The following is a 23,739-nucleotide window of genomic DNA, read 5'->3' on the forward strand; positions in this document are numbered from 1 at the left end:
GTGATCCCCGGAGCCCGAAAATAAAAAAGGCAGGTTCTGGTCTGCCAAGATGAGGGTGTTGCTTGAGCCGTAGCTCTTATGGTCCCAGGCAGGGGTATTCCAGATACGAAAAAGCCCAAGGCGTTAACCTCGGGCTCTTTTGTGTAATTAAGTCGGCAACCAAAGCTATGGCGACGATATCAGATTTACATGAAATATATGCGTTTCAGTTCGGTTTTGCAAGACTTGAGTTAAAGTTTGTCGCCTTTTGTTGTGAACGTGATCGCGTTACTGAGATAAGAGAGTGGCTATCAAGCCGTGTAAAGCTGCTGCGCATTGCCAGCCAGTGCGGCAGATATGTTTCCGTAAAGGTGGATTTCGCCACGCCTATCAACTCGGCCAGTGCCTGATATTCATAAACGTCACGCCCAGCCAGCTCCTCTTTGACGTCCTGCGCCGCAAGCCAGATTAACGCCTTCAGCCTGTCCATCGTTTTCCCAGCCACCTTCTTCACGCCCAGTTGCGCCCTGAACTCACCCCAAGCCCATTGGGTAATCGCCAACTGGTTCTCCCAGCGTGTGTTCTCACTGTAGTTCCAGAGCAGCCACGCCTTCTGGTGCTCATCCAGCGACAGGACCGCGCGACGCCACGATGCGGTGGAGTATTCGACCGGCTGAACCAGCGGGATGTGTGACCCCTTGGCGCGAGACTGCTTACCGGGGATCGGCGGATTGCTCGGGTTAACCAGTTTCCCGTTAGCCGGGTTAATCACCTTCACGCGGGAACGGCTGCGCGGAGTGGCAGTGAACATAGCGTTTTCAGCAAAGGCGACCAACTGGCCCTTAGTGGCCCCACTCAGATCTGCAGTCGCAACGATCAACTGCTCACGCACATACTGCAAATATTGAACGTTCATTAAGCGGCTTCCTTCTGAGGTTGTTTGGTCTGGCTGTGCTTTGCTACTGGCGGCATCTTGGCGCGCATGACGCTTTCGGCCTGGTATCGGGCTATCTGGTCACGGGTCATTGCTGAATCCTCAGCGCTGCTTCGAGGTCAGATTGCGGGATTGCCAGGAGCGTCCTCCGCTGATCGGCCGTGATGTTACGCATCCCCATAAAGACAATGCCTGCAGGTGTCTTTACCGCAGCAACATGCTTTGAGCGGTACCAGTTGAGTAATGCGAGGGTATTGTGGGTGCTCATGCTGCCTCCCGGATCAGCTCGTAGTCATTCAGATACAGGCCACCGAAGCTATACAGGATGCCGTCACGGATGTTTCCGAGCGTCGCGTAAGGGAAGTAGTTGAGATAGAACTCTGCGGCTCTGTCAGCTGCGCACAGAAGCTCTGAGTAATGGTTAACTCGCATGACGAACAGCACGTCCTGGAAGATCGCTGCCGTTTCACATGGGTAATGGATTTTATTCATGCTGCGATCTCCTGCTGTTTGAGGGCGCGAAGCTTCGCCCTGGCATCGGCGCGGATGCCGTCCAGTTCTTCGCGGGTGTAACGGTGGGTTTCGTTGTTGGATTCCAGAGCCTGCACTTCCTCTTCGCCGATCAGCTTAACCAGTGCTGCTCGATAGGCCTCGATATTGCCTGATTTGTGAACGTTGCAAGCTGAGCACTGCAGCCAGATATTGTCCGGGTTGAAGCGGAGTTGTGGTGCGGCGGCCGTAGTGCGGTAGTGCCCGGCATGCCATGCAAAGGCGGTCTTTGTTCCGCATGAGATGCAGCCATACCCGGCAGCCAGCAGCGTAGTGCGCCGCCAGTCGTTGACGGCGCGTTGAGTCATCTGCAACCAATGGCTGAGTGGCTTAACTGCCTGGCGTCGTTCGGCTTGGCTCCTTCGCGCTTCCTGCTCCTTCTGGCGCTGCTCCTTGATTCGCTTGGCCGCCTCTTTCACCTTCTGCTTTGCTCTCAGTTCCAATGCGTAGATAGCGCCGTGAGCCGGGCAGCACCAGACGACATTGCTGTACGCCGGGTGGAACCATTCGTTACAGACCTTACACTTACGCCGGGCTGGTTTACGCATGATTTCTCCTTGCTGCCAGGCGCAGCCATTTCTGATCGACAAGACGGGCGGTGTAGCCCTTGAGGGTTGGGATTTCGGATGGCTTGAGTTCCGGCTTGCGCTTGCGGCGAGTCCGGACCCGGTAGATTTCGTTGGTGATGATGCGAGCGAGAGGGCTAGCCATTACGCCTCCTGCTTATCGCGCAGCTGCTGATATTCGCAGCCGTTCGGGATAGTCAGCACCAGGCCAAACTGAGCGCACCACGCTTCTACTTTGCACAGGAAGATATGCATCTCTCCCGTATCGAGTTGAGCCGTGTGGCGAGGCTCCCAGGTGGTTTCTTTGGTGCCGGTGATGAAGTCGGTGTAGGTGACCTCTTCGCAGCCGAGGTAGGTCTTTTTGAGGTTGCGCTTAACCCACTCGGGGGTAGTGTCGGTGCGGCCGGATTTAATCAGGTATTCACTGATTTCCTGGTACCACATGTGGCTGAGGCTATTTTGAGAGAGGCTACGCTTCTCGCGCCACTCTTTGACCTGCAGGCGCAGAGGTTGGCCGGAAGCGAGTTGCTCCTGCAGCATCTTGCCGATTTCTGCGAAGTTGCCGGAGTGCAGCTTGATGCCGCATTGAGGGATGTTCATACGGCCCCCTCACAGGAAACCGCAGAATGCAGAAAATCGCCGGTGCATTTCTGCATCGGTGACAGGGTATTGGTGTACTCGATGTGTGTCGTCATATCGTCCCCAATATGACGCGCCTGCACCACCGGTCGTTCACTCCGGCGGCACAGTGATTATACCACTAGTTTTGAGAAATGATTATCAACTTTCAGTCGCCATTATCTGCGAGCTTTTGCATTGCATCACCGTACCGAGCCATGCCTTCGGCAAGTGCCAGCTTCGCCTCCTGCTGCGGTGCTGCTGCAATCAGTCTGCTCCATGCGTCCTTTGAGTCTTCTGCGCCGTAATCAGTAATTGAGTCGAACTCATCCAGCATTTCTTCTGTCGGATCAACCGGTACAGCCACCCACCCATCCGGCATGGCCTGATGCATGATTTTCTCGTACTCAGCAACCTGTGGGTCTACTGGATGTGATAAGTCGCGGTGAGTACCCTGAAGCATGGCGGCGCGGCAGGCTTCAAATACCGCATTGTTAAACTTCACGCCTTCAAAAAAGATTTTCCCATCATGCTCAAACCAGAACTCGGACTTCTCAACATCGGGTAAGAGGCTTTTAAGCACGCCCTCAGGCACAGATACCACCTCTGGCTGCGGTAACTGCGGTACTGCGTAAAGAGCCCTTACCTGCTCCCCATTTGCTCGAAGCGAAATCACACTGGCAGGATCAATATCCACCCACACGCCGGCCTCTTTGCAGGCTTGATACACCGGGTCCTGCTCCATGCTGGCGAGCAGTGGAGCAATTCGTGCGAGCAACTGAGACTGCATATCTTCCGGAGTTTCAGGTTCTCCAGGGCTGCCGAATCCGGCAAAGAAGTCACAAATTTCAGATTCGATTAATTCCTGCAAAGTAGCCATATCCCTACTCCCCCACCTTAGTGATGATGCCAGCGGCGACCAGTTCTGCGACCTGCTGATCTCCATCACTGGAGATGGCTTTATCGCAAAGTGTGCACCTCTGTACGCCTGACACGTCCCAGAATTTGCTACGGTGATCGCATCGACTTTCCGCTATCTTCAAACGCTCACGATAGTCAGCAACCATCCGGCGCACCTGCTCCAGTGGCGTAACGCTGCCGCCGTCAGGTGGGTCCATGTACTGGATGCCGGGGAGCAACTTGCACAGCGCATCATCAATAACTGCGCGCTGAACCTCTTTGTCTCTGGCTTCTTCTTCGTATGCTGCTTTGTAGTCTTCCAGCGCCTCTGTTAGCGCCAGCACGTTCTCAGGGCTGGCCACGTCCTGCCATAAATCTGATGTGTCGCAGGCTTCACGACACATGATTTCGTCCTGCGCCGCCGCTTTCAGCTTCGCCGACAGTACATCGATATTGCTCATTTGGCTGCCTTCCCTTTCTTCACGCACATAAGCGCGGCGTTCACCTTGTCCTGCTTTTTCACCTGCTCCATAGCCTCAATGCAATTTTCTTGAGTGTTAAACTCAATGCCTGAAATATTGCCTGAGTTGTAGTAACCAGTGCTCAGCGATAAGAGGATCCAGATCATGCCGCACCTCCTTGGCGAAGTTGGGCGGCGAACTCGTCAGCATTTTCACCGGACACCCACCACGAATCCCTGCAATCTGAAGAGTGAGCACACTTCGACTCTTCTTTGCACTTTGAAGCAAACATATCCACACCCTGAGCCCGCACTTCAGCCAGGATAGCATCAGCAGCCACTCCGCAATGATCCGGGTCAGTGAAATCAGCTAGCGCCTCCCCACCCCGCTCTACAAGCTCTGTCTCACTGGCATAATCAAGCCCATCAACGGTGTTTAGGTGCCCGTGGTTGTAGCCTTTCATGTACACCTGTCCGCAAGCCCATCGCACAGCTTGCACTTCAGCAGCCAGCGCCGCGCACTTGGCTTCCTGAACCTTCCAGCCTTCCCACATGGCTGCCATCATCATGAACCAGACGTTTCCGCAGCCATCCTTCTTGTTGTCGAAAAACCAGTTCACGAACTCGATGGTCATCCCGTTATCTTTCGCTAATTGCTCGCGCTCATTCATACTGATGCTCTCCCGCCCCTGACCGAAGCCAGGCACTGATTGAATAGGTTGTTAAGTGGGTTGGCTGTGTTCTGCTTAATTTGCTTTGGCTGCCGCTTAGGAGCGATAACTGGCCGGTCTTCCGGGCGCACAACGAAGTAGCGGTAGCGTTTCTCGAACCCCTCACGGCGCAGAGTGTTAACTCTGGTCAGGTTGGTTAGCACCGAAGCTATCGCCCCTTTCTGGATGGATGTGTCGCGACGGATATCTGACATGTAGCAGCCTGGGTGTTTGGTTACGTACTGGATGATTTCCGCGTATTGGCTGCAGTGTTTCATGCCGCCTCCCCGCGCAGTTCGCGCAAGTTATCCTCGGTCAGTGTCATGTTGCCGACCTCACGGCTCAGCGCCTTCTCCATCCGATCTACGCAGCTACGGATGCGGGTCATCTGCACTTCCGGGAACTGGCTTCGGGACATCTCGATCAGCGTGTTGTAGAGATTGCGGTTCTTCGCCTGACGAGCTTTCACCTTTGCGCAGGCCCGGAGGGATTCGCCAATTTTGCGACCGTCAGCCCGGGCAGTGGCGCGGCATAACTCCAGCGTCAGGAGGGTGTCAGGGAACTCCCGACAATCTGAGTTCATGATGATTTGCATTGCTGTGTTCATTAGAATCCACCCTTCTTAGCTGGTTTCGCTTCCTGTTCACGGCGGCGCGCTTGTTCAGCCGTCTGGTCGCAGTCGTAGATAGCTCCATTCACCTGATTGCAGTAAACCGTGCCGGTGCTGCCGTGGCGGTTGAGGCGCAGAATTAACTCGGTTTCGCCTGGCGGAACGCTGTCATCAAAAGCGCCCTCCCGGTGGATGCCTACCCAGTAGTCACAGTCCTGCTCAATCTGGCCTGTGTCGCGTGAATCGCTTGGTAACGGGCGTTTGTTGGTTCGTTTCTCCAGCTCACGGTTAAGCTGGGTCAGCAGCACCACGACACAACCAAGCTCTTTGGCGAGGTTTTTTAGCCCCTTGGTGATCATCCCGTAGGCCAGGTCGTTACGGTCGGCTTTCTCTGCGGTCATCAGGGTCAGATAGTCAACCAGCACCATCCCGACAACACCCTTCTGCCGCTTCACCTTCCGGCACTCAGCGACAACGTGCGCCAGCGTCATTCCCGGCGTGTCGTCGATGTAGAGCAGGTCAAGCTCACTCAGTCGCGCAGCTGTACCCATGGCCTTTTTGAAGTCTCCGTCGTAGTCACCCTTATACTGATCGTCAGCGTCCTCGGTGGCCGGCATGTAGAAAATGCTCGGGTTAACGCCGGACTTCTGCCCTACCAGCTTCTCGAGGATCTGATCATCAGGCATCTCGAGGCTGAACATCAGCGCAGGTTTCTTCTCACGGATAGCGCAGTTAATTGCCATCTGGCTGTACAGGGTCGTCTTACCCATCTTTGGGCGAGCGCCAATCACAAACAGCGAACCCTTAACCAGACCTTTTGGCGCCAGGAGTCGGTCGAGTGATGGAACCCCAGTACTCAGTCCGCGCTGCTCCCCTGCCGGATCAAAGCGTTTCTCCAGGTCATCCACCCAGTCTTCCATCACGTCTGAGAACGTCCTCAGGCCGCGGCGGGCTCCGGTCTTCGAGTGATCGGACATCTGCGTGAAAATGGACTGGATAGCGTCAAACTTCTGCGTGGCGTTCATGCCGTTGCGGGAATAGAGCAACTCGGTAGCTTCCGTCAGACGCTGGATGCCGTAGCGTTCCATAGCGGCTTCACGGACCGATGCGGCATAGGCCACGATGTTTGCAGCGCTGGGCGTGTTCTTGGCGATCTCCGCCAGGTATGCAAACCCACCGACCTGCTCCGCAAGCCCTTTGCTTTCCAGTGCGTCGAAGAGGGTAAGAGCATCGACCGGTCTGTTGTCGCGGTACATCTGGCGCATCTCGGTGAATATCACCTGGTGCCAACGGACGTAGAACGACTCAGGCTTGAGCATTGCCAGCACCTGCTGGGCGCGTTCGTTGCTATCGCCTACCAGCATCAGGCCGCCGATCACGCTCTGCTCTGCTTCAACGTTGTGAGGTACGGTCACGAAATCAACGGTCATCACGGTCTCCTTCCCGAACCTGGGCGTAAAGCTCGGAATTCAGGATGAATTCGTAGTTGCGCTTCTGCCAGGTCTTGCCTGTCTTCTGGTCTGAGCGGGATTCAAACATCCATCTGCAGGAGGTGTGCAGGTAGCTCAGGTACTGTCTGAAAGCTGTCATGCCGAAAGGCTCTGCATCACCAAACTGCTTGGCAATAGGCTTGGCCTCTCTCCAGAACTTCTGGATCAGCTGACGGCGCTTTGGAGTGATGGCATTCCATCCCCTGGCATCAGGTACGCATTCCCGAAGAGCATTCCAGATTTCTTCGCAGGAAATTCTGTTGGACTTTTCAGCCTGTTTTTCTTCGGCGGGGGCGACATACTTACTACCTTTAGGTAGTAAGTTATTTAAAGACTTATTGTTTATGGACAACCGTTGGACAACCGTTGGACAATCTTCGCTGAGAGGCGCGTCATCACTGGGGTTACCGTTGGACAACCGTTGGACAACCGTTGGACAATTTTTTGCCTGGAAATCGTCATATTTCACGATTGTGAGCAGGCTGAATTTCTTGCCCATCGAGCTGATGTGAAGCATCCCTTTAGCCTCAAAACTCCGCAGTAAACTTCTCACCTTGTTGTCAGGAATGAAGGTCTCGCTGACCAGGGTAGGACGCCCTGTAAGCATCTGGCCTCTTCCTACAGTGACCGGGCCAATGTCGGTGTTAACTACGGCGTCGTCATGATTGGCTTTGAGGATCAGGTGAAGCCAAAGATGAACGGCCTGAGAGTCCTTGTAGAGCCGGCTATCCATAAACTGGCGGTGTATAGAGACATACCCCATACTGGCTGCCTCCTGCGTTGGTACGGCGGTATGCCGGTAATCTGCTAACTTAACGACGACCATGCTTCACCCCTGATGTGATCAGTGCCAGTCGGATAACGCCAATCAGACGCTCTGCAAACGCCCGGTTCTTTGACGCTGTGACAACTAAACCTTCCGGCTCGGCGGGATGGCGCCGCTCCTCTTTTTCCTGGTACTTTCTGCGAGCTTTTGTCATAATTACTCCCGTTACCTGACGTAACACAGTGTCATTAAGCGTCCAGACTGCTACCAACAGCTGGACGTTTTTCATTTGTGAGCGCATTGAGCGCGTGATGAAAGGCCCGACTGATAGGGCTGATATCTGATTCCATCCCGAACGAGCACAAGACGGCGGCAATAAAGCGCCAGTCTGTCCGGCTTATCTTCGACTCATGACACCCCACCATCTCCGCCAGACCTCGCTGAGTGACCGCAGACAGATTGATGAGCAGATCCGTTTCGGCACGATCTACGTCCTGACGTGTTGGCTTGCTGTAACTTGCTTTATCCTTCATTGATAATTCCTTGTGTTGAATAAGTTAATGCGCACCCAATGATGCGTTTTTGTTATCTCCACATGGGCGGAGAGGATGTGCAGCGATGTTAAAGAGCGATGGTGCTTAGTGTTGAATCAGTGCTGTGCCTGGCGGGGGTCGCCGAAGAGCAGCCATTCTGGATCGCACTTAAGCGCACGAGCCAACTCAACCAAATAACGTGGGCGCTTTGTTGTCCCTGCCTCGATGGCCTGAAGAGACTGCTGTTTCATACCCGCCAGTTTTGCTAGCTGGTCCTGAGACAGATTCATCTCTTCACGTTTTTGCTTGAGGCGTTGAGAAATTGTTTCCATATCACCTCCACAGTTTTATCTGTATTCTGTGACAGTTATTTCTGTTTGTCAATTACAGTTTTAACTGTGACTATCAAGGCATACAGAGAGAGGGATTTATGAGCCTTGCAGATCGCGTAAAACAAAAAAGAATTGAGCTGGGCCTTACCCAGACAGAAGCAGCTGAGAGAGCCGGTATTCGCCAGCAGTCCTGGCAGAGCATTGAAGACGGGAAAACTCTTAAGCCGCGTAATATAGTTGGCATAGCCAAGGCGCTGCGCAGCGACGCTGACTGGCTTATGAACGGCGGCGCATTTATGCCGATAGCCGAAGTGAACAGCAGGAGAGTTCCTTTGATAAGTTACGTGCAGGCGGGTGCGCTTGCGGATAAGAGCCCTATAGAGGCTTTCGATGGTAGCCTTGAATACATCCTGACGGATCTGGATTTGTCAGAGCACAGCTTCGCCCTCCGCATCGAGGGTGACTCCATGGAGCCGGACTTTAAGGCCGGTGACGTTATTATTGTTGACCCAGAGGTGGAGCCAGTACCAGGTGAGTTCGTAGTTGCAAAGAATGGGGGAGATCAGGCCACGTTTAAGAAGTACCGCCCCACGTTTACCGACGCTATGGGCTGCCAGCACTTTGAGCTTGTTCCGCTGAATGATGATTACCCTGTCATTAACAGCTCACTACAGCCCTTAGTGATCATCGGTGTAATGATTGAGCACCGTATTTACCGCCGCAAGCGCTAACCCTAACTCCCTCTCCTGAAGAACCGGCTGATGCCGGTTTTTTTCGCCTATACAAAAATAAATCTTCCGAAATTACAGGTGCATATGTTTATTACGATAATAAATACAGTTTTGTCTGTTGACGATAATACAGTTTTATCTGTATCTTTATCTCATCAACAGGAAGCACCACCTAGACACGGAACGAAGTCTCAGCTCTTTAAAATCGATGGGGTAATTTCTCCCGCCCTTGTGGGAGACCAAAGGAAGTTGCTTTGGGGATTGATGACCGAGCCTAAAAGTAACGCGGCATGAGGCGTATCTCATAAGCGAATCGGGATGGCGGTAGGCGCTGATACGACGCGAGCCACAACGTCACATTTATCAATCCACCAAAGCAACCACTGGAGGATGTATGACCAATTTAATCGCAAGCAACAGCGTTACACGGCGTTATCTGAAACGTGGTGAGCTGATGGCTAAGCGTCGCGCTGAGGCTTCTCAGAACGCGGCACAGGAAAGAAAACAGGATATGTCACGAGTAGACCGCGCCACTTCGCTCGGCAGCCTTCGTGAAAGCAATACCGGCGGGGCCAGCTGCTTACCAGAAGTAGCAATCTTCGCAGCTGGTCATCGCAATTCAAAGCAAGTTACAGCTCGCTAATCAGCGGGTCGAGTGGCCTGCGGTGAATAAACAAAGGGGTGGGTATGGGCAAACGAATTGATGGGGAGATTATTCGGGGCGTCATTAACGACCCTCGCCTCTTCCCTGGGATTGAACGGGTAAGAAGTGGCAGCACTCAGATGTTCGGAAAGCGGATCGTCCAGGGGGGGAAATGCATCCAGGAATGCGATTTTGAAATCACTCCTCCAGAGAAGAGCTGGTATTCAAAGGAAATTGATGGGGTTTGGCACTGGGTTGAAGGCTGCGACCATTGCAATGGCGAGCCTAAAGAATGGGCATATTCCCGTTGCCAGAAGCATGATGTATGCGTTGATTGTGGCGGCGACAGAAGGAGCACGACGACAGCATGGGGATGCCGTGGTGGATGGCGTTGCAATGACTGTCAGGAGCAGATTAACAGACAGCGTCTCGCAGAAGCAGAGGCCCGGATCGTGCCTGATGATGAATACGATGAGATGGATTTCTGGCACGAAGACGCGGCTCGCTGCCCATGGTGCAAGGCTGAAATATCCACCGATGAATCATACGACGCCTGCCAGGAAGAGCACAAATGCTATGAGTGCGAGCGCCACTTCAAGCTGACGGCAGAGCATTCGGTGTCGTGGACAACAATTCGCTCAGTGAAACAGGTCGCATAGCGCGGCCTTTTAGCTGGTAACTACAGAGGGTAAGGGTATGGCGGGTTACAAATTTTTCATGTTCGACCCAGATAACGGATTCGAAACGTATAAGACAGCCGAAGAGGCGAAGGCAGCGGCTGATGAGGCCATCGACTACTACCGTGGTGATGCGGGTGACGGATGGCCGGATGAAGTGGCCCAAGTTTGCTGGGGTGAGATTAAGCAGGAAACGCAGCAGGTAGGGCTGCGACCCCGAGATGAAGAGGACAAGAGTAGTTGCGAGATGATTTGCGACTACCAACTGACTGACATCTGACCCTCTACGGCGGGTTTTTTATTGCCTCATACCTCAGCTAACGGAGGACATTTGAACCTAACCAAACCAATGATTGAGTGCCTTAAGGAAATCGATCATTACCGTGATTACCCATCCTACTGGAAGCCAAAAACGCGCGAGAAGTTAGAGGCGCTAGGCCTGGTGGAAGACAGAAACAAAGACGCGCGATATGCGCCAGCCTCTTACCAGCTAACGCAGGCCGGCAAAGATTATCTCTATTCAATTAAGGCCGCCTAACCAGCGGCTTTTTTCATACCTCAGTCGCTTCAAGTAGGCGACTCAGTTATGAGACGGCGGCCATCCACCGCTACCAATATTGCGTCAATGACGCGTCTGCACTAGTTCAGCAGCCCAACGGGCGGAGAGATTATGACAGTCACACACAACGGCAAGCAGTACACAGTACGAAAGGTAACGGGGAATGTATGGCGGCTAACGTCGGTCGAGAAGCCGCGCGAGTCAATCACCTTAGACCGGGCGCAGATGGCGTATGCCGGGTTGCTTAAGCAGGTGGAGGGGAAGTCATGACCATCAATCACCAGTTACTCCGTATGGCCCAGCAGAAAGCCCGTGACGCCATTGCACAACGCAACGGCACCAAGTGGATGGAAGCCAACGAAGAGATGAAGAGAGCTGCGGGAATGCCGTGGTATCGCGGTAATTCGAATCAGCGCGGAGGTGAGTATGCAGTGGATTAAGTGCATAGAGCGGATGCCGGATGTTGGCGAGCAGGTGCTGATTCGAATCTCTTGTAACGAGCATTTCAATATCGAGAACGGGAGATATAAAGGCGAAGGCCTGTGGGTTGGCTGTTGGTTTGATGTCTATGGGAAAAAAGGCAGCCCCTACCAAGTTTCACACTGGATGCCACTTCCACCTCCACCAACCGAGTAATCCCCCACCCCATTTCACATCTAGCAGCCAATCGGTGCCGGGTGACGCACGTCAATTTCAGGAGTAACCCATGGCCGCATATCGCGCATACGACCACATAGAGGATCGTCGCTGGGTCGAGCAGCAGTTAATCGACGAGAAAGAGAAGTGGATTGACGACCGGGCGCAGGAAATCATCGACATGATGCCAAAAGAGCCGTCCGGCCTCTTCCACTTCTCCGTGCCGATCGACTCCAGCCCATACGAAGGACTTCGCAGCGATAAAGCTTCCGAGGCATACAACGACTTCGTTTCGGCAGTGGCCTACGCCCAGGCAGAGCATGACTGGGAGCACCGCACCGGCTGCCCGTTCTGAAACCAGATTATCAGGAGTAAATAATGAGCTTCAGCATCGTTGAGTTCGTTAAACAGCAGGAGCCGCTCTTTGCCGGGGCGGTCACCGATCAGTCCGTAACGTGGGCGAAAGAAAGCCAGTTCGCAATTCAGGCATTTCAGCGAAACGACAGGCTGGCTACAACGGCAATCAGCAACCCGGCCAGCGCGCAGAACGCGATCATCAACGTGGCCGCCATCGGCATCACGCTGAACCCGGCGAGCAAACTGGCTTATCTGGTGCCGCGCGACGGCATGGTGTGTCTCGATATCAGCTATATGGGCCTGCTTCATCTCGCCCAGGCTACCGGATCCATTAAGTGGGGTCAGTGCAAACTGGTCTACTCAAACGACACCTACGAGTCAAACGGCCTCGATACTGCACCTACTCACAAATATAACGCCTTCGGTGACCGCGGCGCAGTTGTTGGCGGTTACTGCACAGTGAAAACGCCTGATGGTGACTACCTGACGGAAGAAATGAGCCTGGCAGAAATCAAGGCGACGGAAGCTACCAGCAAGGCTAAGAACGGCCCCTGGAAGAACTTCTGGGAGGAGATGGCGCGTAAGACCATCGTCAAGCGAGCCAGCAAGTACTGGCCCCGCGCTGAGCGTCTGGATAACGCGATCCACGTCATCAACGAAGATGAGGGAATCCACCAGGAGCCGGTTATGGCCCACACGCCAGAGAGTGAAGTAATCCTGTCGGAAGAGCAGAGAAAGCAGGAGCTTCACGACCGGGTATCGGCGCTGTGCGATGAGATGGAACGCGCTGAAACCATGCACGATCTGAAAATGCACTTCCAGACAGCCTACAGAATGACGGCCGGCATGAAGCTGCAGCAGAACGTTCAGGCCATCTATTCCGAGTGCAAAATGAAGTTTGAGGAGGTGGCGCAATGACCGCCCTCTACAAAATAGCCAATGACTTCGCCAAGCTGACTGACTCCGATATGGATCCGGAGATGATTGCAGATACCCTGGACGGCATCGAGTGGGAGCTTGAGGCGAAGGTGGAGCAGATTCTGGCTGCCTGCAAAAACGAGCAGGCCTATGCGGAGACGCTCAAGGAGGAGTCCCGCAAACTGGCTGAACGTGCAAAGGCTGCCGAGAACCGAGTGGTTAGCATGAAAGAGTATGTTGCCCGGTCTCTCGATACTGCAGGCAAGACTACCATCAAAGCTGGCATCCACCAGGTAACCGTCAGGGCCCCATCCAAGTCAGTTGAGATTACCGACGCCGCCTCCCTGCCCGCTGAATATGTCGAGTACGACACGGTCATCAAAGCTGACAAGTTAGCCATCAAGCATAAGCTCGATGCCGGTATCGATATCCCCGGCGCGCGCATTAAGATCGGCAAGCCCTCTCTCATCATCAAGTAAACCCGGTGATATATGAAAAATGCACACGACAACATCAGCGTGGGATCGGTGACGCTCGTTTATTCCAATTTACGTCGCGGGTGGATGCTACCGGGCGGCATGGTTATTCAGAATCCGTTCAAGGCCCAGCGACTTGCCGAAGAACTCAATAATAAGCGGGAGGCGGCATGACCGATTACACCGGGAGTAAAACGCCAGCAGATCAGCGTGATTTATGGCGCACGCCACCGGCTCTGTTCGCAGCGCTGGATGCTGAATTCTGCTTTCAACTGGACGCCGCCGCAGCGCCGCGCAACACGCTATGCCGCAAGTTCATCACCGCCGAGCAGAACACGCTTGAGACGCCGTGGGGTGATTACCTCACTATCCCCGGTTACTGCTGGCTGAACCCACCCTATAGCGATATCACGCCGTTTGTGAAAAAGGCTGCAGGAGAGAGCAAGAATCAGATCGGCACCGTCATGCTGGTTCCGGCTGATACCTCTGTCGGCTGGTTCCGTGAGGCTATCGAGACGGCCAGCGAGGTGCGCTTTATCACCGCCGGGCGGCTGGCATTTATCAACCCGGTCACCGGCAAGCCTGTCTCTGGAAATAACAAAGGCAGTATGTTGCTCATCTGGCGGCCATACCCGCGTACACACTGCCACTTCGCAACTGTGGAACGGGATGAGTTGATGTCATTCGGGGTGAAACTTCTCGCCAGACGGGAGGCCGCATGACGCCAGAAAGTGAAAACGCCGTCAGATCGCAATGCCGCAAATGCGTGGCTGAAATCCGCCAGGTGATGAAGGCCCGGCCAAAGCCCAAATGGAACACTGTCGTTCCGCCAATCCTCGACAAGCACTATCAGAAGATAGCCGCCATCGGCATCGATAAGCTTGGATTCATCAGCAAAATTGGCCGCATGCAGGGCCGCTATGGAGTGGAGTCATGAAGGTAGAGAAAATTGACGTTCTGGCGTTCACGCTTACGGAGCTTGAGCGCCTCGACCCGGTTCGCGTGATGATTGAAAACTATGAGCCTGGAAAAGGCCGTATCACCATCACCTGCTACGGAAAGGCGTGGACTGGCGCATGGTTTGCAATGGGCGATGACTCGGTGCAGGAGTTCATTAAGCGCGTCAGCAACGAGTACCTGATCGGCTACTTCGACCCGCAGCTGCAAAGCACTGTTGATGATGACAATGACGCCAATCTCGCTTTCGTTAAGGGTGAGATTATCAAGCTGCGTCGGGAGCAGGAAATCGATGGCAACGAAGCCCGCTCGATGTGGGATGAGGCAGAAAGCGCTGATGATGTGAAGGCGAGCTGCTGCAATTACCTCGTCGGTGACAAGCTGCTTAACCTGCTTGGTGATGACCCATGGTATGCAAAATGGCCGTCCGTTCCGAACCATCATTACCAATATCTGGATCGGATTGTTACCGCCGTGAGGGGTGGAATTGACAGTATGGAGTGCGCCGCATGACAGCACAAATCACCGGGTCGCTAATGCGGCCTTTTTTATTGCTGGCGTTTGCCGTCAGCAGGATTAACCGACAGTTCAGGGAACACTGACAATGGAAGACAAAAGAAACTGGAGGTGCTTTTTCGGCATGCATCAGTGGTCTGTAATCAGCTCAAATGAAAGGCATTACTACAAGTCATCTACAGATAGCAGGCCTAATAGGATAGCGACTCTTCATACGCTCCAGTGCGTGCACTGCGGGAAACTTAATTCCAAAGAAATAGGTTAAGCGGGAGTGAACAATGGCAGATTTTGCAGACGACGCATCAGCCGTCGAAGAGTTGCAGCGTAATGCTGCGTTGAGTGCTCACAGGATTAACCGTGATGCGGTATCGGCAAAGCACTGTGAAGAATGCTGCGAACCGCTGCCGGAGGCTCGCCGGAAAGCGTATCCGGGATGCACGATGTGCGTTGAGTGTCAGGGTGAGATGGAGTTACGGAATAAGCAGAGGGGAATTCAGTGAAAGAGCGCGGAATGATTTTCAACGAAGATATGGTGCGGGCGCTGCTCGATGGCCGGAAGACTCAGGCCCGGCGTCTGCTAAAGCAAGCCATTGGCCCAAGCCTCAGTGTTGATATTGCGGAAGGATCACCCGGCGTCGCCGAATTATCCTGGCTGTGCGGTGATGGCCCGGGGCACGAAGTTAACGAACGCATCAAGCTGATCAGCTGCCCTTACGGAAAGCCAGGCGATCGCATCTGGGTGTGCGAGACGTGGGCGCGCTACAACATCGACCAGAACAGCCACGATTTGGCGTACCGCGCTACAACGCCGGAAGATTGGCCGGAGGGAGGCCGCTGGCGTCCAGCCATCCATATGCCGCGCTGGGCCAGCCGCATTCTGCTTGAGATCACCGATGTGCGGGTCGAGCGGTTGCAGGACATAACCCTGGGAGATATCTGCAAAGAATTTGGTTGTGGTCTTTATGAATTCCGCCCTGCCACTTATGGATTCCAGGCGTGGGAAGAGTTGTGGAAATCTATCTACGGCGACGACAGCTGGCAGGCCAACCCGTGGGTCTGGGTAGTCGAATTTAAGGTGGTGCCCAATGTTCCAGCTAATTCAACGGAGTCAGACTTACGCTGACCAGCACGGTTGGCCCGTCATCATCCACAGCTGCAATTCACAGATAGTCCGCTACTGGCGACAGGGCCGAATCAACACCGCTTCAATCGACCGATTTAACAACGACTTTGAACACCTCGACCACCGGGAGGCGGAGCAGATCCGCGCCGAACTGGAGACGAGCGAGCACATTAAACGGCTTCGCGCTATGCGTGCGGCATGAGGAGAGATATGAGCACTATTCAGGATATTCGTAGCCAGCTGGCAACGCTGGTTACAGAGGCGCACAAAGTAGCGTGCTCCCTCGATATTGGAGATGAGCGTACGGAAGCATTCGAACTGTACGAAGCGCTTCGCCGACTTCAACGACAGGGTTCAGCAGGTGAAATGTTGTCAGCAACAAACCCCCTTCTGGCCTCGCCGTATTACGACGAAGACTGGGACGATGAAGACGACTGAAGCAACTGATAGCTGATTCACTGAGTCGGCTATTGGGTGCGAATGCACTGCCACGTTATCCCCCCTATCCCCGGCCATCGTGCCGGGTTCTTTTTGCCTGGCTTTCAGGTTCGATTCCCAAACCGGAGATAAAACCCATGCGAGAACTCAGAGACGACTCACTCATTGACATGAAGTTTATGATGGGAGATGCTGGTTTCACTGACCGGTACTTCTATAAACAAATCCAGAATGGAAACCTCCCTCCTCCGATCAAGTACGGCAGATCCTCACGCTGGCTTTATGCCGATTATCTCAAGTGGAAAAACCACGCTCTTCCCCCAGTTGAAAATGCATCGTGAATACCCTTTGCGGGCATAACAGCGGGCACAATTTTCTTCACATCAAAATTTCCCCATACATCCCCTGCACTTATCGAATCCATTAGATGTCTGCAGGGGACATTCTCCCGTCTTCCGTTCCGACTTATCCTTCCCAGCCAATAGCACCCATACCCACAACGCCCCCTATCGCTGTGCTGTACTCTCGCGCCGTTAAAACAAATTCGCATCTCAAAAAATAACGGAGAAAGTACATGAAGAGAATCCTGATCGTTCTGGCCTTAATTGCCCCTTGCTCTGCGTTTGCCGGGGTTATCTTTCACCCGGTTGAGCGCGCTGCGGTAGTGGCAAACTCCGACCACCCGGTAGCGGCCGCGACGGTCACCGCGCAGGCAAGAAACCACCGCGCCGCCAGAGTGGACGCCGTTAACTGCAACGATGGTCGCTGCGTACAGCACGGTAACGTGGTTCGCTAAGACGCCAGAGCTCCGGACTATCGGAGCTCCCCCCCCCACCAAACCAGGGCGCTGACGCTCCTGAGCAAAAACAGTTACTCTTGAACGCTGACTTACCATGCCACCAGTCCGGTTTACAGAGGGTAATATGTCAAAAGCGCTACTCATCATCGATATGCAGAATTTTGTAAAAGAGAGAATCCAACAGGGTGTGGATTACTTCCCGCAGAACAGCATTGAAAACATGACCTCGGTAATTGAAAAATTCAGAACCTCTGGCACCCCCGTCATCCACGTACGCCACCAGACGCCTGAGCAGGGTTCCCCTCTCCATCACAGCTCGCCATCAAGCCAGCCCCTTGACGCGTTCAAAGAGCGCGCTGACGAACCGGTATTTATTAAACACACCTCCTCCGCGTTCAGCTCAACGGGATTACTGGCTTATCTCCAGGAGGCGCGTATTGCTGAGGTGGTGGTTATCGGTGCTGTGGCCGGGTTTTGTGTTAACTCAACCGTCAGAATGGGCGCCGATCTGGGGTTAAAGATGACGGTGCTAAAAGATGCGGTACTCAGCTTTGAGCTGGAAAGCCATCAGCTCAGCGCAAAGGCCATTCATGATGTGACCCTGGGTCTGCTCGATGCCGGTTTTGCGCAGGTTACCGACGCCGCGGCGTTCCAGCTTTCCTGAATACTGTGCCCCGGGCGTCCATCACCTGGCACGCCACCAACGCTCCAGGGTATAATCTGCCAATCATTTGACGGATTTCAGAAACGAACATGACCAAACTCACACTACAAGAGCAGATGCTTAAAGCTGGTTTAGTCACCAGCAAAAAAATGGCGAAAGTGCAGCGCACCGCCAAAAAATCCCGCGTGCAGGCGCGTGAAGCACGCGAAGCGGTTGAAGTGAATAAGCAGGCGCAGGTTGAACGTGATAAAGCGTTAAGCGAGCAGCAGAAGCAGGCCGCCCTGGCGAAAGAGTATAAGGCGCAGATCAAGCAGTTAATCGAGATGAACCGGATCGTGGTGGCAAAAGGCGATATCGGTTTTAACTTCACCGACAATAACCTGATCAAAAAAATCTATGTCGATAAAACCACGCAAGCACAGCTGATCAATGGCCGTCTCGCCATTGCGCGTCTGGTTGCCGACGCGGGCCGTGAGAGCGAATATGCGATTATCCCCGCCATCGTCGCCGAGAAAATTTCCCAGCGTGATGCGAGCTATATCGTGTTAAGCAGCGAATTGACTCAGGAAGCGAAGGACGAAGACGATCCGTACGCCGATTTTGTCGTGCCAGACGATCTGATGTGGTAACCCTGACAGACCACCTCTCCAGGAGGTGGTCTGTCTCCCTTCTTAACGCTCGTGGAACGCCTCCGCTCTGGCGCGCAGGATCGGTTTCAGCAGATAGGCCATCACCGTTTTCTTACCGGTAATAATATCTACCGAGGCCACCATCCCCGGAATAATCAACAGTGGTTTCTCATCCGTACCGAGGTGGTTTTTGTCGGTGCGCAGACGAATAATGTAAAAACTCTTCCCGTCTTTGTCGGTCACCGTGTCGGGGCTGATCTGCTCCAGCGTGCCCTTCAGTCCGCCATAGATGGTGTAATCGTAAGCGGTGAACTTCACCGTCGCTTCCTGGCCCGGACGTAAAAACGCGATGTCCTGCGGACGAATCTTCGCTTCCACCAGCAGCGTATCGTCCAGCGGAACAATCTCCACCAGGTCGTTACCCGGCTGGATCACGCCGCCGATGGTGTTGACCAGCAGCTGCTGGACCACGCCGCGCACCGGGGAAGTCACCAGGGTGCGGTTCACCCGGTCGGAAATCGCCTTGCCCGAGGCCTCAATTTTGCTGAGATCGGTTCGCGCCTCGTTGAGCTGCCCCAGCGCCTCGCTGCGGTAACGCCCCCGCGTTTCGCTGACCTTACTCTCAATCTCCTTGATGGCCGCTTCCGCCCGGGGAATGGCGAGCAGCACCGAGTCCAGCTGTCCCTGGGTTTCCACCACGCCACGACGCAGGCGCAGCACCTCTACTTTTGAGATTGCCCCTTTGGCCACCAGGGGCTCAGACATACTGACTTCCTGCTGCTGCAGCCCGAGGCTACGGCGGTACTGGCTGACCTTGCCCTGGAAGTCGAGCAGCTCCTGCTTCTTCTGCACCAGCTGTTCGTTGAGTCCGTCCAGCTCGCTCTGGATACGTTTGTTAACGCTGGCGAACAGCTCTAGTTCTCCATTGGCGATATCCGGCGCCTTCTGCACAATCTCCGGCGCCAGGGTCAGCGTTTTCGCATCGTCAAGCTGAGCGGTCAGACGCTGGATCCGCGCCTGCAGGGCCAGCCGATCGGCGTCGGACTCCCCGGCGTTGGAGCGAAACTGGGTATCATCCAGACGCAGCAGCGGTGCCCCGGCTTTCACCACCTCCCCTTCATGCACAAAGACCTCAGCCACGATCCCGCCTTCGAGGTTCTGTACCTTCTGCAGGCGCGAGGATGGAATGGCCCGCCCTTCCCCACGCGTCACCTCATCAATATTCGCCAGCGACGCCCAGAGGATCATGGCGATAAAGAAGGCAAAGATGGCCCACAGCGTGACGCGCACCACCCGTGGGGCATCATCCAGCAGGGCTTTGTTGACCTCGTTGGTGGTGAACGGTGCGGGCTGTTTATCTCCTGACAGCCAGCTCATCAGGCGGCTAAGCGACTCAACGATTCGCATGAATTTGTCCCTTCTTCAGTGCGCTCATGACGCTCTCTTTCGGGCCGTCGGCAATAATTTTGCCGTTATCGACAATAATAAGACGGTCCACCAGGGTCAGCAGCGACGCACGATGCGTCACCATCAGCAGCGTTTTGTTGCTGATGACCGGTATCAGCGCCTTTTTAATCAGATCTTCGCTGGTGTTATCCATCGAGCTGGTGGGTTCGTCCATCAGCAGCACCGGCGGATCGAGCAGCAGTGCACGCGCTAAAGCCACCGCCTGCCGCTGGCCGCCGGAGAGGCTCATCCCCCGCTCGCCCACCTGCATGTTGTACCCGGACGGATGGCGACGGGCAAACTCGTGCACCCCGGTGAGGGTGGCGACCCGCAGCATGGTCTCGTCGTCAACGTAGCTGGCGCCATAGACCAGATTCTCCCGCAGGGTGCCGCTGAACAGATGGATATCCTGTGGGGCATAGCCGATGTTGTGGCGTAGATCGTGGACATCGATCTGGCGGGCATCAATACCGTCAATCAGCACATTGCCGCTGTCCGGCTGATAAAAGCCGACCAGCAGTTTCGCCAGCGAGCTTTTGCCCGACCCGCTGCGGCCGATGATCCCTACCTTCTCGCCGGGCTGGATGGTCAGCGACACATTGCTGAGCGAGGCGTATTGGTTGCCCGGGTAGACGAAGGTGACGTCGCGCAGTTCAATGGCGCCGGAGAGCGTTTCCCGCTTCAGGGGCACCTCGTCATCCTGCACCTCCTGCTCAAGGTTCATCATCCGGTCGATAGTGGCCTTGGTCATCCGCGCCCGCTGGTAGCGGGTGATCAGGCTGCACAGCTGGCCGATGGGCATCATGGCGCGACGGTGCAGCAGGTAGCAGGCAATCAGCCCGCCCATGCTCAGGTTGCCGCCAATAATGATGTAGACCCCGGCCACGATAATGGCCACGCCGCTGAACTGCTGTAGCCAGGCGGTAAAGTTCACCGCCACATAGGAGAGCGACTTCACCCGCAGCTCCAGCTTGCTCAGCTGGCCGGTGAGGTGTTCCCATTGATACTGGCGCTCGCTCTGGGCGTTATTGATCTTGATGGCATCCAGGCCGGTAAGCGTCTCCACCAGCATCGCCTGGCGTTCGTTGGAGAGCTGATAGGTTTTCTTGACCCGCGACATCAGCGGGCGCTGGATCAGCCAGTTCACCAGCAGCGCCAGCGGATAGCAGAGCAGCGGGATAAACACCAGCGGCCCCCCGATGATGCCAATCACCAGCAGGATCAGCAGGGTAAACGGCAGGTCGATAAAGGCGGTCAGCGTCAGCGATGAGAGGAAGTCGCGGATCGACTGAAACTCCTGGAAGTTCTGCGCGAAGCTCCCCACCCGCGGCGGGCGGAGCTTCATCTTCATCCCCAGCAGCCGCTCGAACAGCGCCGAGGAGACCACCAGGTCGGTCTTTTTACCCGCCAGGTCGAGGCAAATACCGCGCAGGATCTTCAGTACAAAGTCGAATACATACGCAATGCTGATGCCGATCGCCAGTACCCACAGGGTGGCCGTGGCCTGGTTGGGCACCACCCGGTCATAGACGTTCATAACAAACAGCGGGGCGGCGAGCGCCACCAGGTTCACGAGGAAGCTGGCGACCACGGCATCCACGTAGAGGAATTTCGACAGCCTGAGCGTGTCCTGGAACCAGGCTTTGGTGCGCGGCAGCGTGGCCGTCGGCTGGGCATCGAACTCATGTTCCGGGGAGATAAAAATCACCCGGCCGCTGTAGTTTTCCGCCAGCGTCTCGGGCGATACGGTAATCTCACCGCCTTCCGTTTCGCTGGGCAGCAGACGCGCGCGCTGCTGCTCATCCCAGCCAATCAGCACCGCGGTCTGCTTGTTCTTCAGCAGCAGAATGGCGGGCAGAGACATCGCAGTAATGTTTTCCAGCGGACGCTGCACCACCCGCGCCTTGAGCCCTGCCCGTCCGGCAGCGCGCGGAAAGGTTTCAATCGTCAGGGTATGAGCTTCCAGCGGCAGGCCGGTAGTCAGGACATTGCGGCTGGTGGCAATGTTATGCAATTTACAGACGATCATCAGCGCATCCAGGAGCGGGTCGTCATGACTTTGCCGCGGATCCTGCCTGCCCTGCGCCTGCGGGGTGGTCTCAATGCGCTCGGAGGAGTCAATATCAGGCGTCATTCTCTGCCTCAGTGTTCTGCAGACCGATGCCGCAGATAAAAAAGAGAGGGTTGTCCCGGTGTCAGCCGGCATAACCCCCGTCAGCCTTCAAAGGCCCTATTTTAACTCAGGCAGCTCTGCCTGGGTACGTTGCGCCTGATCAAGCGGCTGCGCTGCCGACGGCGCCTGAATGTTCAGGTTCCTGAGCAGCTCACCGGTACGGGCGTTGATGCGATAGGTGGTAAACATGTCGACAAACTGCAGCTCAACGTAGCGGCGCTGAGCGCTAAACACTTCGTTTTCGCTGTCGAGCATATCGAGCAGGGTGCGGTCGCCCAGGCTGAACTGCTCCTGATAGGCGCTACGCACCTGTACGCTGCGATCGGCATACTCTTTGGCGATCGGCACCTGCTGGTGGGCGTTTCTCAGGGCGTTCCAGGCCAGACGCAGATCTTCGTTCAGCTGACGCTGGGCATTCTTTTTCACATCCTCCGCCTCTTTCATTTTGTAGGCGTAAGAGGTGAGCGTTGCCTGATCGCTGCCGCCGTTATAGAGGTTGTAGCGCATGCGCAGCATCGCCTGCCACTCCTGGCTGTGTCCGCGGGTGCCATCGATGTTGTTATCCATGGTACGACCGACTTCAACGTTCACATCCGGGTAGAAGCGCGATTTTGCCGCCTCATACCGCTGGCGGGTCGCTTCCACATCGGCATCGGCCTGTTTCAGCAGCGGGTTGTTTTCCAGCATCACCGAACGTGCGGCATCCAGCGAGGCGGGAACCGCGATTTTAGCGGGCATCACCAGAGTATCAGGCTCTTTGCCAGTGACGCTCTGGTAGTTAGCACGGGAGTCTTCGAGGTTGGTTTGCTCGGTCAGCAGATTGTTGCGCGCCTGTGCCAGACGGGCCTGAGCCTGCTCAAAGTCTGCCTGACGACCCACGCCCTGCTCGGTACGCAGGCGGATCTGATCAAACACCCGCTCGTGATTCTTAAGGTTATCTTCTGCCAGCGCCACCATCTTCTGGCGCATCAGCACATCGAGATAGCTCTGGATCGCCTGCAGGGCGGTGGATTCGCTGGTATTCAGCACCGTCCAGGCCCGGGAGTTGACCGTCGCTTTCTGGCGGCCCACTTCGCTGGTGGTCGCAAAACCATTGAAGACGTTCTGGCGAAGGTTGATGGCGGATTCACTGCGGTGCAAATCACGCAGATGATCGCCTCCTGCACGGGTGCTGGCGTTATCGGTTTGCTCCCAACCGGTGCCAGCAGTGAGATCCAGGGTCGGCAGATAGCCACCTTTGGCGGCGCGAAGATCCTGATCGGCGGAATATCGGCTGTTTACCGACGCGTTAACTTCCGGGTGCCACAGCAGGCTGTCTTTTACGGCCTGCTCCAGGGTAGTGGCCTGGCTCTGCGTGGCGCTCAACACCAGCGCCGCACCCATCACAATCTGACTATAGTGTTTCATCTTGTTGTTTTTCCTTCACATCCCTTGAGTGTGGATCATTATCCACCTGAGAAAATCCCATCAGACCGAGGGATAAAATGCATCCTGCGGGTTTATGATCGGACGGGATCCTTCGTCTGACCTGAATTCAAATCATCGTTGTT

The 23,739-nt window shown here is 55.1% G+C and carries 40 protein-coding genes; 20 read left to right on the forward strand and 20 right to left on the reverse strand.

The annotated features are described in order from the left end of the window. Positions 1–205: 205 nt before the first annotated feature. The 17 genes from G7090_RS16410 to G7090_RS16490 all read right to left on the reverse strand — a co-directional run bounded on the left by G7090_RS16410 (position 206) and on the right by G7090_RS16490 (position 8,447). Positions 206–895, reverse strand: coding sequence for a bacteriophage antitermination protein Q (locus G7090_RS16410; protein WP_166183147.1), 690 nt, complete (start codon positions 893–895; stop codon positions 206–208). Further along, positions 895–1,005 (reverse strand): hypothetical protein, encoded by a 111-nt coding sequence (locus tag G7090_RS16415; RefSeq protein ID WP_166183149.1) that lies wholly within the window; start codon positions 1,003–1,005, stop codon positions 895–897. Before G7090_RS16415 ends, G7090_RS16410 begins: the two co-directional genes overlap by 1 nt. Then, entirely contained in the window at positions 1,002–1,181 is a 180-nt protein-coding gene (locus tag G7090_RS16420) for a hypothetical protein (protein ID WP_166183150.1), read from the reverse strand. Before G7090_RS16420 ends, G7090_RS16415 begins: the two co-directional genes overlap by 4 nt. Next, positions 1,178–1,405, reverse strand: coding sequence for a hypothetical protein (locus G7090_RS16425; protein WP_166183152.1), 228 nt, complete (start codon positions 1,403–1,405; stop codon positions 1,178–1,180). Before G7090_RS16425 ends, G7090_RS16420 begins: the two co-directional genes overlap by 4 nt. Continuing rightward, complete coding sequence (locus G7090_RS16430; RefSeq protein WP_166183154.1) at positions 1,402–2,010, reverse strand: recombination protein NinG; 609 nt, start codon at positions 2,008–2,010, stop codon at positions 1,402–1,404. Before G7090_RS16430 ends, G7090_RS16425 begins: the two co-directional genes overlap by 4 nt. Beyond that, positions 2,003–2,173: a NinE family protein gene (locus tag G7090_RS16435; RefSeq protein WP_032612199.1), complete on the reverse strand. Its 171-nt coding sequence runs from the start codon at positions 2,171–2,173 to the stop codon at positions 2,003–2,005. The genes G7090_RS16430 and G7090_RS16435 overlap by 8 nt, the downstream gene beginning before the upstream one ends. After that, on the reverse strand, positions 2,173–2,628 hold the full coding sequence (locus G7090_RS16440; protein WP_166183156.1) for a YbcN family protein: 456 nt from the start codon (positions 2,626–2,628) through the stop codon (positions 2,173–2,175). Before G7090_RS16440 ends, G7090_RS16435 begins: the two co-directional genes overlap by 1 nt. 187 nt (positions 2,629–2,815) lie before the next feature. Further along, positions 2,816–3,526 (reverse strand): hypothetical protein, encoded by a 711-nt coding sequence (locus tag G7090_RS16445; RefSeq protein ID WP_166180982.1) that lies wholly within the window; start codon positions 3,524–3,526, stop codon positions 2,816–2,818. A gap of 4 nt (positions 3,527–3,530) precedes the next feature. Beyond that, positions 3,531–4,007, reverse strand: coding sequence for a hypothetical protein (locus tag G7090_RS16450; protein WP_166183158.1), 477 nt, complete (start codon positions 4,005–4,007; stop codon positions 3,531–3,533). After that, positions 4,004–4,174 carry a hypothetical protein gene (locus tag G7090_RS16455; RefSeq protein ID WP_166183160.1) on the reverse strand — a complete coding sequence of 57 codons (171 nt, stop codon included), beginning with the start codon at positions 4,172–4,174 and terminating at the stop codon, positions 4,004–4,006. Before G7090_RS16455 ends, G7090_RS16450 begins: the two co-directional genes overlap by 4 nt. Then, a complete protein-coding gene (locus G7090_RS16460) occupies positions 4,171–4,677 on the reverse strand; it encodes a hypothetical protein (protein ID WP_166180985.1) in 507 nt (168 codons plus the stop codon). The genes G7090_RS16455 and G7090_RS16460 overlap by 4 nt, the downstream gene beginning before the upstream one ends. A 313-nt stretch (positions 4,678–4,990) precedes the next feature. Continuing rightward, entirely contained in the window at positions 4,991–5,323 is a 333-nt protein-coding gene (locus G7090_RS16465) for a hypothetical protein (protein ID WP_166183162.1), read from the reverse strand. Beyond that, positions 5,323–6,756 carry a DnaB-like helicase C-terminal domain-containing protein gene (locus G7090_RS16470; protein WP_166183164.1) on the reverse strand — a complete coding sequence of 478 codons (1,434 nt, stop codon included), beginning with the start codon at positions 6,754–6,756 and terminating at the stop codon, positions 5,323–5,325. Before G7090_RS16470 ends, G7090_RS16465 begins: the two co-directional genes overlap by 1 nt. Next, positions 6,746–7,642, reverse strand: a complete 897-nt coding sequence (locus G7090_RS16475) for a DNA replication protein (RefSeq protein WP_166183166.1) — start codon at positions 7,640–7,642, stop codon at positions 6,746–6,748. Before G7090_RS16475 ends, G7090_RS16470 begins: the two co-directional genes overlap by 11 nt. Further along, positions 7,629–7,796, reverse strand: a complete 168-nt coding sequence (locus G7090_RS16480; RefSeq protein WP_166183168.1) for a hypothetical protein — start codon at positions 7,794–7,796, stop codon at positions 7,629–7,631. Before G7090_RS16480 ends, G7090_RS16475 begins: the two co-directional genes overlap by 14 nt. 34 nt (positions 7,797–7,830) lie before the next feature. Beyond that, the gene (locus G7090_RS16485) at positions 7,831–8,115 is read right to left on the reverse strand and encodes a CII family transcriptional regulator (RefSeq protein WP_164539908.1); all 285 of its coding nucleotides are present in this window, start codon (positions 8,113–8,115) and stop codon (positions 7,831–7,833) included. 116 nt (positions 8,116–8,231) lie between these two features. After that, complete coding sequence (locus tag G7090_RS16490) at positions 8,232–8,447, reverse strand: helix-turn-helix domain-containing protein (protein WP_166183170.1); 216 nt, start codon at positions 8,445–8,447, stop codon at positions 8,232–8,234. Between the two features lie 98 nt (positions 8,448–8,545). Here G7090_RS16490 and G7090_RS16495 point away from each other — a divergent pair, with 98 nt between their 5' ends. The 20 genes from G7090_RS16495 to G7090_RS16590 all read left to right on the forward strand — a co-directional run bounded on the left by G7090_RS16495 (position 8,546) and on the right by G7090_RS16590 (position 18,570). After that, complete coding sequence (locus tag G7090_RS16495) at positions 8,546–9,178, forward strand: LexA family transcriptional regulator (RefSeq protein ID WP_166183173.1); 633 nt, start codon at positions 8,546–8,548, stop codon at positions 9,176–9,178. A gap of 394 nt (positions 9,179–9,572) precedes the next feature. Beyond that, positions 9,573–9,821, forward strand: a complete 249-nt coding sequence (locus tag G7090_RS16500) for a hypothetical protein (RefSeq protein WP_166183175.1) — start codon at positions 9,573–9,575, stop codon at positions 9,819–9,821. Between the two features lie 44 nt (positions 9,822–9,865). Next, positions 9,866–10,480 carry a hypothetical protein gene (locus G7090_RS16505; RefSeq protein WP_166183178.1) on the forward strand — a complete coding sequence of 205 codons (615 nt, stop codon included), beginning with the start codon at positions 9,866–9,868 and terminating at the stop codon, positions 10,478–10,480. A gap of 37 nt (positions 10,481–10,517) precedes the next feature. Next, complete coding sequence (locus G7090_RS16510; RefSeq protein ID WP_166183180.1) at positions 10,518–10,778, forward strand: hypothetical protein; 261 nt, start codon at positions 10,518–10,520, stop codon at positions 10,776–10,778. Between the two features lie 545 nt (positions 10,779–11,323). Further along, positions 11,324–11,497 carry a host cell division inhibitory peptide Kil gene (locus tag G7090_RS16515; RefSeq protein WP_166183182.1) on the forward strand — a complete coding sequence of 58 codons (174 nt, stop codon included), beginning with the start codon at positions 11,324–11,326 and terminating at the stop codon, positions 11,495–11,497. Then, entirely contained in the window at positions 11,484–11,693 is a 210-nt protein-coding gene (locus tag G7090_RS16520) for a DUF551 domain-containing protein (protein WP_166183185.1), read from the forward strand. Before G7090_RS16515 ends, G7090_RS16520 begins: the two co-directional genes overlap by 14 nt. A gap of 70 nt (positions 11,694–11,763) precedes the next feature. Further along, positions 11,764–12,048, forward strand: a complete 285-nt coding sequence (gene gamL, locus G7090_RS16525; protein WP_166183186.1) for a host nuclease inhibitor GamL — start codon at positions 11,764–11,766, stop codon at positions 12,046–12,048. 23 nt (positions 12,049–12,071) lie between these two features. Then, a complete protein-coding gene (locus tag G7090_RS16530; protein WP_166183187.1) occupies positions 12,072–12,968 on the forward strand; it encodes a recombinase RecT in 897 nt (298 codons plus the stop codon). Beyond that, complete coding sequence (locus tag G7090_RS16535) at positions 12,965–13,447, forward strand: siphovirus Gp157 family protein (protein WP_166183188.1); 483 nt, start codon at positions 12,965–12,967, stop codon at positions 13,445–13,447. Before G7090_RS16530 ends, G7090_RS16535 begins: the two co-directional genes overlap by 4 nt. 12 nt (positions 13,448–13,459) lie before the next feature. Then, positions 13,460–13,618, forward strand: a complete 159-nt coding sequence (locus G7090_RS16540) for a DUF1317 family protein (protein ID WP_166183190.1) — start codon at positions 13,460–13,462, stop codon at positions 13,616–13,618. Next, positions 13,615–14,166, forward strand: a complete 552-nt coding sequence (locus G7090_RS16545; protein ID WP_166183192.1) for a phage N-6-adenine-methyltransferase — start codon at positions 13,615–13,617, stop codon at positions 14,164–14,166. Before G7090_RS16540 ends, G7090_RS16545 begins: the two co-directional genes overlap by 4 nt. Then, positions 14,163–14,381, forward strand: a complete 219-nt coding sequence (locus G7090_RS16550) for a hypothetical protein (RefSeq protein ID WP_166183195.1) — start codon at positions 14,163–14,165, stop codon at positions 14,379–14,381. Before G7090_RS16545 ends, G7090_RS16550 begins: the two co-directional genes overlap by 4 nt. Beyond that, positions 14,378–14,914: a hypothetical protein gene (locus G7090_RS16555; RefSeq protein WP_166183197.1), complete on the forward strand. Its 537-nt coding sequence runs from the start codon at positions 14,378–14,380 to the stop codon at positions 14,912–14,914. The genes G7090_RS16550 and G7090_RS16555 overlap by 4 nt, the downstream gene beginning before the upstream one ends. A gap of 281 nt (positions 14,915–15,195) precedes the next feature. Next, a complete protein-coding gene (locus tag G7090_RS16560; protein WP_166183199.1) occupies positions 15,196–15,417 on the forward strand; it encodes a TraR/DksA family transcriptional regulator in 222 nt (73 codons plus the stop codon). An 11-nt stretch (positions 15,418–15,428) separates the two neighbouring features. Then, positions 15,429–16,040: a morphogenetic protein gene (locus G7090_RS16565; protein WP_166183201.1), complete on the forward strand. Its 612-nt coding sequence runs from the start codon at positions 15,429–15,431 to the stop codon at positions 16,038–16,040. Further along, positions 16,003–16,242, forward strand: a complete 240-nt coding sequence (locus tag G7090_RS16570; RefSeq protein WP_166183203.1) for a DUF4222 domain-containing protein — start codon at positions 16,003–16,005, stop codon at positions 16,240–16,242. Before G7090_RS16565 ends, G7090_RS16570 begins: the two co-directional genes overlap by 38 nt. Before the next feature lie 8 nt (positions 16,243–16,250). Continuing rightward, the gene (locus G7090_RS16575; RefSeq protein WP_242685332.1) at positions 16,251–16,478 is read left to right on the forward strand and encodes a hypothetical protein; all 228 of its coding nucleotides are present in this window, start codon (positions 16,251–16,253) and stop codon (positions 16,476–16,478) included. A 574-nt stretch (positions 16,479–17,052) separates the two neighbouring features. After that, entirely contained in the window at positions 17,053–17,274 is a 222-nt protein-coding gene (locus G7090_RS16580; RefSeq protein WP_166183207.1) for a hypothetical protein, read from the forward strand. A gap of 127 nt (positions 17,275–17,401) precedes the next feature. Beyond that, positions 17,402–17,941 carry an isochorismatase family protein gene (locus G7090_RS16585; protein WP_166183209.1) on the forward strand — a complete coding sequence of 180 codons (540 nt, stop codon included), beginning with the start codon at positions 17,402–17,404 and terminating at the stop codon, positions 17,939–17,941. Between the two features lie 89 nt (positions 17,942–18,030). Further along, positions 18,031–18,570 carry a DUF2058 domain-containing protein gene (locus tag G7090_RS16590; protein ID WP_166183211.1) on the forward strand — a complete coding sequence of 180 codons (540 nt, stop codon included), beginning with the start codon at positions 18,031–18,033 and terminating at the stop codon, positions 18,568–18,570. Between the two features lie 42 nt (positions 18,571–18,612). Here G7090_RS16590 and G7090_RS16595 read toward each other — a convergent pair whose 3' ends face one another. The 3 genes from G7090_RS16595 to G7090_RS16605 form a co-directional block, all read right to left on the reverse strand. Next, positions 18,613–19,977: an HlyD family type I secretion periplasmic adaptor subunit gene (locus tag G7090_RS16595; protein ID WP_166183213.1), complete on the reverse strand. Its 1,365-nt coding sequence runs from the start codon at positions 19,975–19,977 to the stop codon at positions 18,613–18,615. After that, on the reverse strand, positions 19,964–22,150 hold the full coding sequence (locus G7090_RS16600) for a type I secretion system permease/ATPase (protein WP_166183215.1): 2,187 nt from the start codon (positions 22,148–22,150) through the stop codon (positions 19,964–19,966). Before G7090_RS16600 ends, G7090_RS16595 begins: the two co-directional genes overlap by 14 nt. Before the next feature lie 96 nt (positions 22,151–22,246). Then, positions 22,247–23,596, reverse strand: a complete 1,350-nt coding sequence (locus G7090_RS16605; RefSeq protein WP_166183217.1) for a TolC family outer membrane protein — start codon at positions 23,594–23,596, stop codon at positions 22,247–22,249. Positions 23,597–23,739 lie beyond the last annotated feature (143 nt).

It is taken from the genome of Leclercia sp. 29361 (genome assembly GCF_011290365.1).
Lineage (GTDB): Bacteria > Pseudomonadota > Gammaproteobacteria > Enterobacterales > Enterobacteriaceae > Enterobacter > Enterobacter tamurae.

Excerpts from the sequence above, each read along its gene's own strand:
- G7090_RS16420 (WP_166183150.1), bottom strand. The coding sequence starts at position 1,181 with ATGAGCACCCACAATACCCTCGCATTACTCAACTGGTACCGCTCAAAG.
- G7090_RS16590 (WP_166183211.1), top strand. The coding sequence starts at position 18,031 with ATGACCAAACTCACACTACAAGAGCAGATGCTTAAAGCTGGTTTAGTC.
- G7090_RS16425 (WP_166183152.1), bottom strand. The coding sequence starts at position 1,405 with ATGAATAAAATCCATTACCCATGTGAAACGGCAGCGATCTTCCAGGAC.
- G7090_RS16415 (WP_166183149.1), bottom strand. The coding sequence starts at position 1,005 with ATGACCCGTGACCAGATAGCCCGATACCAGGCCGAAAGCGTCATGCGC.
- G7090_RS16560 (WP_166183199.1), top strand. The coding sequence starts at position 15,196 with ATGGCAGATTTTGCAGACGACGCATCAGCCGTCGAAGAGTTGCAGCGT.
- G7090_RS16465 (WP_166183162.1), bottom strand. The coding sequence starts at position 5,323 with ATGAACACAGCAATGCAAATCATCATGAACTCAGATTGTCGGGAGTTC.
- G7090_RS16585 (WP_166183209.1), top strand. The coding sequence starts at position 17,402 with ATGTCAAAAGCGCTACTCATCATCGATATGCAGAATTTTGTAAAAGAG.
- G7090_RS16410 (WP_166183147.1), bottom strand. The coding sequence starts at position 895 with ATGAACGTTCAATATTTGCAGTATGTGCGTGAGCAGTTGATCGTTGCG.
- G7090_RS16570 (WP_166183203.1), top strand. The coding sequence starts at position 16,003 with ATGTTCCAGCTAATTCAACGGAGTCAGACTTACGCTGACCAGCACGGT.
- G7090_RS16435 (WP_032612199.1), bottom strand. The coding sequence starts at position 2,173 with ATGGCTAGCCCTCTCGCTCGCATCATCACCAACGAAATCTACCGGGTC.
- G7090_RS16575 (WP_242685332.1), top strand. The coding sequence starts at position 16,251 with ATGAGCACTATTCAGGATATTCGTAGCCAGCTGGCAACGCTGGTTACA.
- G7090_RS16495 (WP_166183173.1), top strand. The coding sequence starts at position 8,546 with ATGAGCCTTGCAGATCGCGTAAAACAAAAAAGAATTGAGCTGGGCCTT.
- G7090_RS16540 (WP_166183190.1), top strand. The coding sequence starts at position 13,460 with ATGAAAAATGCACACGACAACATCAGCGTGGGATCGGTGACGCTCGTT.
- G7090_RS16500 (WP_166183175.1), top strand. The coding sequence starts at position 9,573 with ATGACCAATTTAATCGCAAGCAACAGCGTTACACGGCGTTATCTGAAA.
- G7090_RS16455 (WP_166183160.1), bottom strand. The coding sequence starts at position 4,174 with ATGATCTGGATCCTCTTATCGCTGAGCACTGGTTACTACAACTCAGGC.
- gamL (WP_166183186.1), top strand. The coding sequence starts at position 11,764 with ATGGCCGCATATCGCGCATACGACCACATAGAGGATCGTCGCTGGGTC.
- G7090_RS16565 (WP_166183201.1), top strand. The coding sequence starts at position 15,429 with ATGATTTTCAACGAAGATATGGTGCGGGCGCTGCTCGATGGCCGGAAG.
- G7090_RS16475 (WP_166183166.1), bottom strand. The coding sequence starts at position 7,642 with ATGGTCGTCGTTAAGTTAGCAGATTACCGGCATACCGCCGTACCAACG.
- G7090_RS16535 (WP_166183188.1), top strand. The coding sequence starts at position 12,965 with ATGACCGCCCTCTACAAAATAGCCAATGACTTCGCCAAGCTGACTGAC.
- G7090_RS16460 (WP_166180985.1), bottom strand. The coding sequence starts at position 4,677 with ATGAATGAGCGCGAGCAATTAGCGAAAGATAACGGGATGACCATCGAG.
- G7090_RS16600 (WP_166183215.1), bottom strand. The coding sequence starts at position 22,150 with ATGACGCCTGATATTGACTCCTCCGAGCGCATTGAGACCACCCCGCAG.
- G7090_RS16480 (WP_166183168.1), bottom strand. The coding sequence starts at position 7,796 with ATGACAAAAGCTCGCAGAAAGTACCAGGAAAAAGAGGAGCGGCGCCAT.
- G7090_RS16450 (WP_166183158.1), bottom strand. The coding sequence starts at position 4,007 with ATGAGCAATATCGATGTACTGTCGGCGAAGCTGAAAGCGGCGGCGCAG.
- G7090_RS16430 (WP_166183154.1), bottom strand. The coding sequence starts at position 2,010 with ATGCGTAAACCAGCCCGGCGTAAGTGTAAGGTCTGTAACGAATGGTTC.
- G7090_RS16580 (WP_166183207.1), top strand. The coding sequence starts at position 17,053 with ATGAAGAGAATCCTGATCGTTCTGGCCTTAATTGCCCCTTGCTCTGCG.
- G7090_RS16545 (WP_166183192.1), top strand. The coding sequence starts at position 13,615 with ATGACCGATTACACCGGGAGTAAAACGCCAGCAGATCAGCGTGATTTA.
- G7090_RS16550 (WP_166183195.1), top strand. The coding sequence starts at position 14,163 with ATGACGCCAGAAAGTGAAAACGCCGTCAGATCGCAATGCCGCAAATGC.
- G7090_RS16470 (WP_166183164.1), bottom strand. The coding sequence starts at position 6,756 with ATGACCGTTGATTTCGTGACCGTACCTCACAACGTTGAAGCAGAGCAG.
- G7090_RS16505 (WP_166183178.1), top strand. The coding sequence starts at position 9,866 with ATGGGCAAACGAATTGATGGGGAGATTATTCGGGGCGTCATTAACGAC.
- G7090_RS16445 (WP_166180982.1), bottom strand. The coding sequence starts at position 3,526 with ATGGCTACTTTGCAGGAATTAATCGAATCTGAAATTTGTGACTTCTTT.
- G7090_RS16520 (WP_166183185.1), top strand. The coding sequence starts at position 11,484 with ATGCAGTGGATTAAGTGCATAGAGCGGATGCCGGATGTTGGCGAGCAG.
- G7090_RS16530 (WP_166183187.1), top strand. The coding sequence starts at position 12,072 with ATGAGCTTCAGCATCGTTGAGTTCGTTAAACAGCAGGAGCCGCTCTTT.
- G7090_RS16485 (WP_164539908.1), bottom strand. The coding sequence starts at position 8,115 with ATGAAGGATAAAGCAAGTTACAGCAAGCCAACACGTCAGGACGTAGAT.
- G7090_RS16510 (WP_166183180.1), top strand. The coding sequence starts at position 10,518 with ATGGCGGGTTACAAATTTTTCATGTTCGACCCAGATAACGGATTCGAA.
- G7090_RS16490 (WP_166183170.1), bottom strand. The coding sequence starts at position 8,447 with ATGGAAACAATTTCTCAACGCCTCAAGCAAAAACGTGAAGAGATGAAT.
- G7090_RS16555 (WP_166183197.1), top strand. The coding sequence starts at position 14,378 with ATGAAGGTAGAGAAAATTGACGTTCTGGCGTTCACGCTTACGGAGCTT.
- G7090_RS16515 (WP_166183182.1), top strand. The coding sequence starts at position 11,324 with ATGACCATCAATCACCAGTTACTCCGTATGGCCCAGCAGAAAGCCCGT.
- G7090_RS16595 (WP_166183213.1), bottom strand. The coding sequence starts at position 19,977 with ATGCGAATCGTTGAGTCGCTTAGCCGCCTGATGAGCTGGCTGTCAGGA.
- G7090_RS16605 (WP_166183217.1), bottom strand. The coding sequence starts at position 23,596 with ATGAAACACTATAGTCAGATTGTGATGGGTGCGGCGCTGGTGTTGAGC.
- G7090_RS16440 (WP_166183156.1), bottom strand. The coding sequence starts at position 2,628 with ATGAACATCCCTCAATGCGGCATCAAGCTGCACTCCGGCAACTTCGCA.